The following is a 10,099-nucleotide window of genomic DNA, read 5'->3' on the forward strand; positions in this document are numbered from 1 at the left end:
GACGTGGTCTGCCCGGGCTTCACCAGCGACTGCCTGGAGACGCTGGAGGAAATCAGCCAGGAAGCGCGCGAAGCCTTCCTGCACGCGGGCGGCAAGGCATTTGCATACATTCCCTGCGTCAACGACAGCGCGCCCTGGATCACGGCGCTGAGCCGGATCGCGCAGCAGCACCTTGCAGGCTGGCCCGTGGGCCTGCCCGATGAAAAGGCATTGCTGCAGACCGCCGAGCGCGCCAAGGCCCTGGGCGCGCGCCAATAGCCAATAGTCAGGCGGGAGCGTCGCACGACTCCCACGCCGCCGAGCAGTCGAACCGGCCCAACAGACGGGTGATTTCCGCGGCGGGAAGCGCCTTGGAAAACAACCAGCCCTGGTAGCTTTCGCAACCATTGCTGCGCAGAAAGCCCAGTTGTGCGGCGTCTTCCACCCCTTCGGCCACCACCGGCAGGCCTAGCATGTGGGACATGGCGATGACGGCACGCACGAGCACCGCATCGTTGTTGTTTTCCATGACCTGGCGGATGAACTCGCGGTCGATCTTCAGTCGCGACACCGGCAGCAGGCGCAGATAGGCCAACGAGGAATAGCCAGTGCCGAAATCGTCCAGCGCGATGCTGATGCCCAAGGCGCGCAATCTGTCGAATACCTGCCGCGTCGTATCCGGCTCGGCCATGGCCTCGGTCTCGGTGATTTCCAGCTCGATCAAGTCCGCACGCGTGCCGTGCTGATCCAGCAATTGCTGCAGCCGAGCCGGCAATTGGGTCTGGCGAAACTGTTGCGCCGACAGGTTGATCGAAACGCGCACCGGCGTGCCGTTGCCATCCCACAGGGAAGCCTGGCGGCACGCGGTCTCCAGCACCCAGTCGCCCAATGGGTGGATCAGGCCGCTGGTAACGGCGACGGGAATGAAGTGATCGGGCGGCACGCACCCCAGCTCGGCATCGTGCCAGCGCAGCAGCGCCTCCACGCCGACGACAGCGCCGGTTTTCACATCCACCTGCGGCTGGTAGTGCAGCTCCAGCGCCTGTGTTTCGACGGCCCGCTTGAGCCGTTCGTGCATCTGGTTGCGCAGCCTCAGGGCTTCGCTCATTTCGGGTCTGTACACGGCATGGGTGCCACGCCCTTGCGTCTTGGCGGCATACATGGCCATGTCGGCAAAACGCATCAGCATGCCCGAATCCTGCGCATCGGTGGGGAACGCCGCAACGCCGATGCTGGCTCCCAGACTCAATTCACCCATCTTGAAACGACAACTCGCCGACAGGCTGCGCTGCAGCTTCTGCACGACCGTGAGCACATGGTCCATCGATGGCACATCGGGCAGCAGCACTGTGAACTCATCGCCGCCCAGCCGGGCAATCACATCGCCCGCGCGCAAGCTGCTGCGCAGTCTTCGCGCCACCTCGATCAGCACCTGATCGCCTGCCGCATGACCATGGGCATCGTTGATGTCCTTGAATTCATCGAGATCCAGCAGCAGCAACGCCAATGTTCGGCCGCTGCGCCGTGCCCGATGGATGGCCTGCTCGAAATGCTGCATGAACTGCCAGCGGTTCGCCAACCCCGTGAGCCCGTCGTGCGTGGCCTGGTAGCGCATGTCTTCCTGCAGACGCTTCACCTCGGTCATGTCGCGCATGAACACCACCCCGGCCAGCAGGCCATCCATGGTGCAGTGGCCCAGGGCAATGTCGACCGACACCATCAAGCCATCCTTGCGCAGCAGTTGCAGCTGACTGACCATGCCCATGGGCCGGGCGACCGGGTTCAGAAAGAACTTCCTCACCAGATCGCTGTGCTTGCTGCGCATGTGCGGGGGCAGGAAGATGCTGACCGACTGACCCGACAGCTCTTCGGCGCTATAGCCGGTCAACAGTTCGACAGCTGGGTTGGCCCTGAAGATGGCACCGGTGTCATCCACGATGAGGATACTGTCCGGTGCGGCATCCAGTGCGGCCAGGGCGAGTGCTTCTTCATTGGAAATCAACTTCACTTCACACCTCTTGCCGGAAGACCGAAGCGGCTTCGTCAAGACGCTGGGCCTGCGCACCCAGCACCTGGCTCAGTTGGGCACTGTCCGTCACCTGCGCCGCATTGTGCTTGGCAATTTGCTCCAGCTGTGCCAGCGCCTGGTTGATCTGAGCCACGCCATGGGACTGCTCCTGGCTCGCCAGGCGGATGTCCTCCATCATCGCGGCCACGCGTTCAACGGCCTGCACAGCCTCGGTCAAGGTGCTGCCGGCAGCGACCACGGTACGGTTGCCGGCATCGACCTGAGCGGTCGATGCGTCGATGAGCTGCTTGATCTGCCTGGCAGCGTTGGCGCTCTTGGTCGATAGCGCACGCACCTCCGAGGCCACGACCGCAAAGCCCCTGCCATGCTCGCCCGCGCGCGCCGCCTCGACCGCTGCGTTGAGCGCCAGGATGTTGGTTTGGAACGCAATGGCGTCGATCATGCTGGTGATATCGGCCACCTTCTGGCTGGATGCCGAGACGCCGCGCATGCTTTCCTGGGCCTGCGCCACCATGGCGGCGCTTTGCGCTGCCATGCGCACCGCCTGCGTCGCCATCTGCGCAGCTTGGGCGGCGGTCTCGCTGTTGCTGCCAATGGCCGCGGCCAGCTGTTCGTTGGCGGCGGCAGTTTCTTCGAGACGCGCGACTGTCTCCTGGGTCCGCTGGGCCAGTTTCTCATTGCCTTGTTGCAGATCGTGCGCACCGCTGCGCACATGTACCACCTTGTCCTGGATGTCCCCCACCAGCGAGAGCAGATTCAGCGACGCCTGTTCGATGCCACGCATCACCAGGCCGATCTCGTCGCAACGATTCAGGAACAAGGGTTCGGCCCGCTGGCCGCTGGCCACCGCCTGAGCTTGCACCATGAGCTGGCGCAGCGGCCCATGCACCGCCACGCGCGACCACCAGCCGCTGACGAGTACCGCCAGCGTCCAGTTCGCCAGCGCGGGCCATTGTGCCGCCGCCCCGCCCCCGGCGAATGCCATCCCTGCGGCGCCCGCCAGCCACAAAGCCCCCAGCCCCAGGCGCATGCGCGTAGCCAGCGACACAAAGCGCCAACGCGTGTAACAGCCGGCCAGGCTCCTGCGCACCACTTGGCCGCGCAACAGGTCAAGCTTTCGGTCCCCTTGCTGCATCCCGCGATAAATCTCTTCATGCGCGCTCACGCCGTTGCGGGGAGCCTGCACGCGCACCGACAGGTAGCCGGTGATTTCACCACGCTGGCGAATGGGCGCGGCATTGGCGCGCACCCAGTAGTGGTCGCCATCCTTGCGGCGGTTCTTGACCAATGCCGTCCAGAGGCGACCGCCTTGGATGGTGCTCCACATGTCTTCGAACGCCGCAGGCGGCATGTCGGGGTGACGCACCAGGTTGTGGGCCTTGCCATACAACTCTTCGCGCTCGAAGCCGCTGCAGGCAATGAAGGCATCGTTGGCATAAATGATGCGGCCCTTCAGATCGGTCGCGGACAGCAGTGTTTCATGTTCACCTATCTGGAACTCGCGCTGCGTGACAGGTCCATTATTTTTCATTGTGGAGAAACAGGCTGAAAGATATGAGCACCCCGATCAACGATCGGGCATAGGCACGCCGCCACAGCCGTGGCTGAAACGATGTTGAGACTAGGATTATGGGAAATGCCTATTTCAATCGATAGAGCGCAAGCTCGCGGTTTTCCCTGTATCCGCACCTGATGTGATCAATATCACCAGCAGCCAATGCATTTTTTTCCGCAGGAAAAAACGCCTTGACCCATGGCAAACATCCAGCCTGACGAGGCCGTCAAGGATACGGCCCGCTGCGTGGCCATGGCGGCCCTTGGCGCCTGCGTTCAGTGCGGCAGCGATGGGTCCGGTGCCTGTATGCGCTCAAGCAATCGAGGCATATGGAGATCGCAGTAATGGCGGCCACAGCGGCTTACGTCGCCATTTTTTTCAAGCCGCGCAAAGGCCCGGGTGATCGATTCGCGCGTGGTGCCCAGCAGATCAGCCAAGACGGTCTGCGTCGGCAGTCGCACTCGCAGGCTGCATTGCAGTTCGCTCAGGTGCAGCAGTGCCCCAGCCAGTTGTCTTGTCACGCTGTCACCACTGCGCAACATGCTCCAGCTGAAATATTGCTCCATCGCGTGCGCCATGAAATCCTGCAGGGCCCACAGAAAGGCCGGGTCCTCGAGCAGCCCGCTGCTGCGCAGCGCCGCGTTGGAAAGCTCGCAATAGCGACCTTCCAGAATGCCGATGTGCGTCACCGGACTTGCCCGCCCCAGCAGCCCGAACTGGCCCGTGACCGTGCCACGCCCCAGCACGCCTATCGACCGATGCCCGCCGTAGGGCGGCAATGCGCAGCACATCATGACGGTACCTGACTTGATGATGCGCAAGGCCGTGGAGATCGATCCCTGCGCCTGGAGCACATCGCCGGCGCGAAAGCGGTGTTCCCTGAGTTGAACTTTGGCCATGAGATCGCCACGCAGGCGGGTGACCGGACATGCGGTCTGTGCAGCGCAATGCCAACAATTGCGCTGCGCCGCCAGCGCCCCTTCCGCCTCACCCTCGGTACGGGCGCTCATGGCCGGCACAAATCAATGCGGCGGTCGATCGACGCTATCTGCAAGGGGACGGTGAGCATGTATAGGGTTCTCGTGAAGCGCAAGCGCTTGTATATGGGACGGCCGGGCGAGCCACCCATCTACAAATATTTACAAAATCGCTGATTGTCGTCATTTAACCGGCCTGCGGTGAGTGCTTTGCGGCCAAGGTGATATTTATCAACAGGAATAAAGCGCCACCGCAAGTAAATGCGCAAAAAGCCGCCCGGACTTATCACTACATCTCATAAGGCAATGCCTTTTTCATCGTTGGTTGCTGCGTCATGCCCACGGACAATTGAGGCATGAAAAAAATCCTTGCTTTTGCGCTGGCCCTGAGTGCAGGTCACTGGGCCTTCGCGGCCCAGCCCCTGCTGACTCCGGCGCAACTCAGCGCCATTCCAGCGTCCACGGCCGCATTGCGCGTGATCGATATACGCGACCCGCAAGCCTATGCCAAGCAGCATATTCCCGGCGCGGTGAGCGCACCGTATGGCAAGTGGCGCGGCCCGGCAACGAACCCCGGCGAACTGCCCGACATTTCCAAACTCACGCAGTTGGTGCAGTCGCTGGGCCTCACGCCGGCGACGCATGCAGTGGTCGTGTCCAGTGGCGCGGATGCCACCGATTTCGGCGCTTCGGCGCGCGTCTACTGGACGCTCAAGACGCTGGGGCTCAAGCAGCTGTCCATCGTCAACGGCGGCATGAAAGCCTGGGCCGACGCCAAGCTGCCACAGGACAACGCGGCCGTGCAGATCGCGGCCAGCAGTTGGCAGCCCCAGCTCGACACCAGCCTGATCGCGACGCGCGAGGACATACGCAAGAACCTCGACCTGAGCAACGCGGCGCTGGTCGATTCGCGCCCCGACGCCTTCTACCAGGGCAAGACGCGCGCACCCGCGGCCAAGCTGTCGGGCACGCTGCCCGGCGCGCAGCAGCTCGATTTCAACCAGTGGTTCGTGCCCGGCACCTCGACCTTTGTCGACACCGCCGCGGCCAAACAGATTGCCGCCAAGGTGCAGCGCAAGCAGGGCGAAGACATGGTCGCGTTCTGCAACACCGGCCACTGGGCCGCGACCGACTGGTTCGGCCTGAGCGAGATGGCCGGCCTGCCCAACGTCAAGCTGTATGCGGGCTCCATGGTCGACTGGACCCAGCAGCCGGACGCACCGGCGCTCGAGAACCAACCCAGCCGCGCCGAGTCGCTGGCCTATGACGCGCGCCAATGGTGGCAGCGCAAATTCAAGTAAATCCATGAAACGTCTACCCCTTGCGGCCTTGATGGCCGTTTTCTTTGCCTGGCTGCTGTGGACCGTGTCCGTGCGCCAGGCCGCGCTGTTTGCCGTGGGCATAGGCCTGGGCGCGGTGCTTGCGGGCCAGCGTTTTGGCTTCACCACGGGCTGGCGCCTGCTGATCGAGGAAAAGGACGCCAGCGGCGTGTTCGGCCAGCTGCTGCTGCTGGCGCTGGCCGCCGCGCTGGCAATGCCGCTGCTGGGCAGCTTCCCCGAACTCACGGCGGCGCTGGGCCCGCCCAGCATCAGCCTGCTGATCGGCGCCTTTGTCTTCGGCCTGTGCATGCAGATTGCGGACGGCTGCGGCAGCGGCACGCTCTACAAGGCCGGCATGGGCATTCCCATGAACGCCGCCATCCTGCCGATGTTTGCCATCGGCAGCTTTGTCGGCTCCATGCACCTGGGCTGGTGGCTGGAACTGGGCCGCGTGCAGCCCGTGGGCCTGGTGAGCCGCTGGGGCTGGCCCGCGGCGCTGGGCGCAACGCTGCTGGCGCTGGCGCTGGTGGCCGTGGGCGTGCGCTGGTATGTGGGCCAGGCCAATGCCAGGCTGCAGCGCGCAACCCAGCCGCTGTGGCAGCGCAAATGGGTGGTGGGCGCGGTGCTGCTGGCGATTCTGGCCACGGCCAATCTGGTGATTGCGGGCCAGCCCTGGGGCGTGGTCTACGGCTTTGGCCTGTGGGCGGCAAAAGTGGCCAGCGCCACGGGCGCGGTCGACCTGGCACAGAACTGGTTCTGGAGCCAGCCCGGCAATGCCGCGCGATTGCAGGAAACCGTTCTACTCGATGTCACCAGCATCACCAACATCGGCATTCTGGCCGGCGCGCTGTGGGTCGCGGCAAACAAGCCGCCTTCGTCCAAGGCGCTGACGGGAACGCAATGGGTGGTGGCGCTGGTCGCCGGCCTGGTGCTGGGCTACAGCTCGCGCCTGGCGTTCGGCTGCAATGTGGGCGCCATGCTGTCGGGCATCAGCACGGGCAGCATCCATGGCTGGATCTGGGTGCCGCTGGCCTTCGCCGGCACCATCTTCGGCCTGCGCATTCGCCGGCGCTTCGGCTTCTGAAAGGACAGCACACCATGACGCAACAGACCACTTTGCGCATCGCCTTCTGGGCCGTGCTGCTCGCTTTCCTGGCCTGGGACTACACCTACTCGGCCCCCGTCGATCTGCGCTACGAAGCGCCGCTGATCGCCGCGGGCTCGGGGCAGGCGTCACAGGGCGGGCATTGCTCGATTCCGGATTAGGTATGCCAACCGCCCCGCTTGCGGGGCTTTTTTACGTGCCCAGAGGACGTTCACCCTGAGTCCTGAGCCCGTCGAAGGATCGAAGGTTGCTCTCCCCTGCGCGCAGCGCCCCCTTCACCGCCTGCCACTGTTTCAATACATTGAGCGCCGGCGCGTGCCCGCAGCCCGAGACCTCCAGCCATTGCAACTGCCCGCGCGCGCCCGGCCCGCGCTGCATCATCTGCTGGGCCGTCGACGCCAGAACCAGATCCGAGGCCTCGCCGCGCAGCAGCAGCACGGGCACCTCGATCGCATCGTAATGCGGCCAGATCAGGTAATCGTTCGCATGGCCCGTGAACTGCTCGATCATGCGCGGATCGTAGTGCGGCGTCACGCGGCCATCGGGCAGGCGGCGCATGCTGCTCTCCGTGAGCGCGCGCCATTGCGCCTCGGGCAGCCAGCCATAGGGTGCGTAGGCGCTGCGGAAAAACGCCTCGAGTTCGGCCATGGTCGCGAACACCGGCGGCTGGCCCGCATAGCCCTTGATGCGTTCGAGCGCCGGCGCGGCGAGTTCGGGCGCGTTGTCGTTGAGCACCAGGCTGCATATGCGCGCTGCCAGCGTCGGCTCGAACAAGCCTGACGCGCAGACCGTGCCTATGGCCCCGCCCATTGACGTTCCCACCCAATGGATCTGCTCCAGCCCCAGCGCATCGGAGAGTTCTCGCGCCAGCCGCGCATAGAAGCGCAGCTGGTACTCGTCGCCGGGCGCGCGGCTCCATTCGCTCAGGCCGCGGCCCAGCGTGTCGGGGCAGATCACGCGGTAACCTTGCGCCGCGAGATAGCGCGCCAGCGGGTCCATGTCGCGCCCGGTGCGCGCCAGACCATGCCAGGCAATCACCGTGGGCAAGGCGGCATCGGCCGCCGCCGCCGACCAATCCATGTAGTGGATCTCGTACCCCGCGCATCGCACATAGCGCGAAGCCGGTGCGGGCACCCGGGCAAGTTGCACCGCCCAGCCGGCCTGCTCGTCGGTCGAGGGAATCGCACATTCCAGACGTGTTGCCGCATTGCTCATGGCGTGCTCCTGCGCAGGGCCGCGGCGCGCAGGCGGCCGACGATGCCCGTGGGAAAGTAATAGACCGACAGCACGAACAGCACGCCCAGCCACAGCAGCCAGCGGTCGGGGCTCAGCAGCGCGGCCAGCCAGGGCAGGCCCACGGCAGCTTCGCTGCCCAGGCGCAGCAGGTCCTGCAGATAGCTCTGCGCGATCAGGAACAGCACCGCGCCGATGGCGCTGCCGTAGATCGTCCCCATGCCGCCTATGACCACGATCAGCAGGCAGTCCATCATGATCTCGAACGACAGCGAGGTCTCGGGCCCGTTGTAGCGCAGCCAGAGCGCGAGCATCGCGCCCGCGAGGCAGGCAAACAGCGCCGACAGCACGCTCGACAAGGTGCGGTAGACCACGACGCGGTAGCCCAGCGCCTCGGCGCGGAACTCGTTTTCGCGTATCGCCTGCAGCACCCGCCCGAACGGCGAGTTGACGATGCGCAGCAGCGCCAGCAGCAGCACCAGCGCGACGACAAACAGCAGGTAGTAGGTGATGAGCTTGCCGTCAATCATGCGTCCCAGGAACTCGCTGTCGAACGGCTCGAAGCTCGGCGACAGCCACTCGGGCAGCTTGAACGTGAGGCCGTCCTCGCCGCCGGTCCACTCCGACAGCTGCGAGGCCAGCGTCTGGAAGGCCGCGGCCACGGCCAGCGTGATCATCGCAAAGAAGATCGCGCGCACGCGCAGCGAGAACAGCCCCACGGCCAGCGACAGCAGCAGGCTGAGCAGCAATGCGCAGCCTATGCCCAGCGCCAGCGCGCTCCAGGTGGGGCCCATGCGCCCCGCCGCAATCGCCACGCCGTAGGCGCCTATGCCGAAGAACATGGTGTGGGCAAAGCTCACGATGCCGGTATAGCCCAGCAGCAGATCGAAGCTGGCGACCAGCACCACGAAGATCAGCACCTTGGCGGCGACGTTCAGCGCCTTGACGCCGGGAAACAGAAACGGCGCAATCGCCAGGCCCACCAGAATGGCGAGAAGAATCACCGCCAGCGGTCGGCTGCGCGGCATATCGCCGGAAAGCAATCGGTTCAACATGCTTGTGACTCCTGGTTCAACGGTTGGCCACCGGGTATACGCCCTGGGGCCGCCACAGCAGGATGGCGACCATCAGCGCGATGTTGGAAAACAGCGCGACCTTGGGCACCAGAAATCCGGTGTAGTTGGCCATCAGCCCGACCAGCAGCGCGCCGATCAGCGCCCCGCCCGTGGAGCCCAGGCCACCGATGATGATCACGATGAAGATCAGCACATTGACCTGCGCGCCCATCTGCGGAATCACGTTCTGCTGGTACAGCCCCCACATCACGCCGCCCAGGCCGGCAAGCGCCGAGCCGACGACAAACACGCCGACAAACAGCCGCCGAATGCGGTAGCCCAGCGCCTCGACCATTTCGCGGTCCTGCACGCCCGCGCGAATCAGCAGGCCGACCTTGGTGCGCGCCAGCGTGTAGGCCAGCGCGGCAAACACCGCCAGGCCCACGAGCACCGCGACCACGCGGTACTTCTCCACCGCCGCATCGCCCAGCAGCCAGGCGCCGCGCATGCCTTCGGGCAGCGGCAGCGGAATCTGCTGCGGCCCCCAGATCACCTTGATCAGCTCCTCGCCGATGATCATTCCGCCCATGGTGATCAGGATCTGCTTGAGATGCTGGCCATACACGGGCCGCACGATGAAGCGCTCGAACGCCAGGCCCACGGCCGCGGCCACCAGCATGGCAATCAGCATGGCGGGCAGCACGGCCAGCAGGTTGCGCCACAGATCCGCCGAGCCCGTGTAGTCGCCCATGGCGCCAAGCACGCTGGCGGCGACAAACGCGCCCAGCGCGATGAACACGCCATGGCCGAAGTTCAGCACGTCCATCAGGCCGAACACCAGCGTCAG

Annotated in this window: 10 protein-coding genes; 4 read left to right on the forward strand and 6 right to left on the reverse strand. The window is 64.9% G+C overall.

Annotated features, from left to right (window positions below):
• The coding region (locus tag RR928_RS22645; protein WP_332684351.1) for a ferrochelatase at positions 1-258 on the forward strand (258 nt) is incomplete at its 5' end.
• A gap of 7 nt (positions 259-265) precedes the next feature.
• Here the strand turns inward: RR928_RS22645 and RR928_RS22650 are convergent.
• From RR928_RS22650 to RR928_RS22660, 3 genes are all read right to left on the reverse strand, one after another.
• The gene (locus RR928_RS22650) at positions 266-1,987 is read right to left on the reverse strand and encodes a putative bifunctional diguanylate cyclase/phosphodiesterase (RefSeq protein ID WP_332539241.1); all 1,722 of its coding nucleotides are present in this window, start codon (positions 1,985-1,987) and stop codon (positions 266-268) included.
• A 1-nt stretch (position 1,988) separates the two neighbouring features.
• On the reverse strand, positions 1,989-3,539 hold the full coding sequence (locus RR928_RS22655) for a methyl-accepting chemotaxis protein (RefSeq protein ID WP_332548432.1): 1,551 nt from the start codon (positions 3,537-3,539) through the stop codon (positions 1,989-1,991).
• A gap of 299 nt (positions 3,540-3,838) precedes the next feature.
• Positions 3,839-4,573 carry a Crp/Fnr family transcriptional regulator gene (locus tag RR928_RS22660; RefSeq protein ID WP_332684353.1) on the reverse strand — a complete coding sequence of 245 codons (735 nt, stop codon included), beginning with the start codon at positions 4,571-4,573 and terminating at the stop codon, positions 3,839-3,841.
• Positions 4,574-4,896: 323 nt separating this feature from the next.
• On the opposite strand from RR928_RS22660, the gene RR928_RS22665 reads away from it, so the two are divergent.
• From RR928_RS22665 to RR928_RS22675, 3 genes are read left to right on the forward strand one after another with little or no spacing between them, the layout of a single operon-like run.
• Entirely contained in the window at positions 4,897-5,841 is a 945-nt protein-coding gene (locus RR928_RS22665; RefSeq protein WP_332539237.1) for a sulfurtransferase, read from the forward strand.
• Between the two features lie 4 nt (positions 5,842-5,845).
• Entirely contained in the window at positions 5,846-6,943 is a 1,098-nt protein-coding gene (locus RR928_RS22670) for a YeeE/YedE thiosulfate transporter family protein (protein ID WP_332539236.1), read from the forward strand.
• Between the two features lie 14 nt (positions 6,944-6,957).
• Entirely contained in the window at positions 6,958-7,125 is a 168-nt protein-coding gene (locus tag RR928_RS22675; protein WP_332539235.1) for a hypothetical protein, read from the forward strand.
• A gap of 31 nt (positions 7,126-7,156) precedes the next feature.
• Here the strand turns inward: RR928_RS22675 and RR928_RS22680 are convergent, their stop codons facing one another.
• From RR928_RS22680 to RR928_RS22690, 3 genes are all read right to left on the reverse strand, one after another.
• Entirely contained in the window at positions 7,157-8,044 is an 888-nt protein-coding gene (locus tag RR928_RS22680; RefSeq protein ID WP_332539247.1) for an alpha/beta fold hydrolase, read from the reverse strand.
• Positions 8,045-8,175: 131 nt separating this feature from the next.
• The gene (locus RR928_RS22685) at positions 8,176-9,252 is read right to left on the reverse strand and encodes a branched-chain amino acid ABC transporter permease (protein WP_332539234.1); all 1,077 of its coding nucleotides are present in this window, start codon (positions 9,250-9,252) and stop codon (positions 8,176-8,178) included.
• Between the two features lie 16 nt (positions 9,253-9,268).
• A partial coding sequence (locus tag RR928_RS22690) for a branched-chain amino acid ABC transporter permease (protein ID WP_332684356.1) occupies positions 9,269-10,099 on the reverse strand: 831 nt, incomplete at its 5' end.

The organism is Comamonas sp. (genome assembly GCF_036666375.1).
Lineage (GTDB): Bacteria > Pseudomonadota > Gammaproteobacteria > Burkholderiales > Burkholderiaceae_C > Comamonas.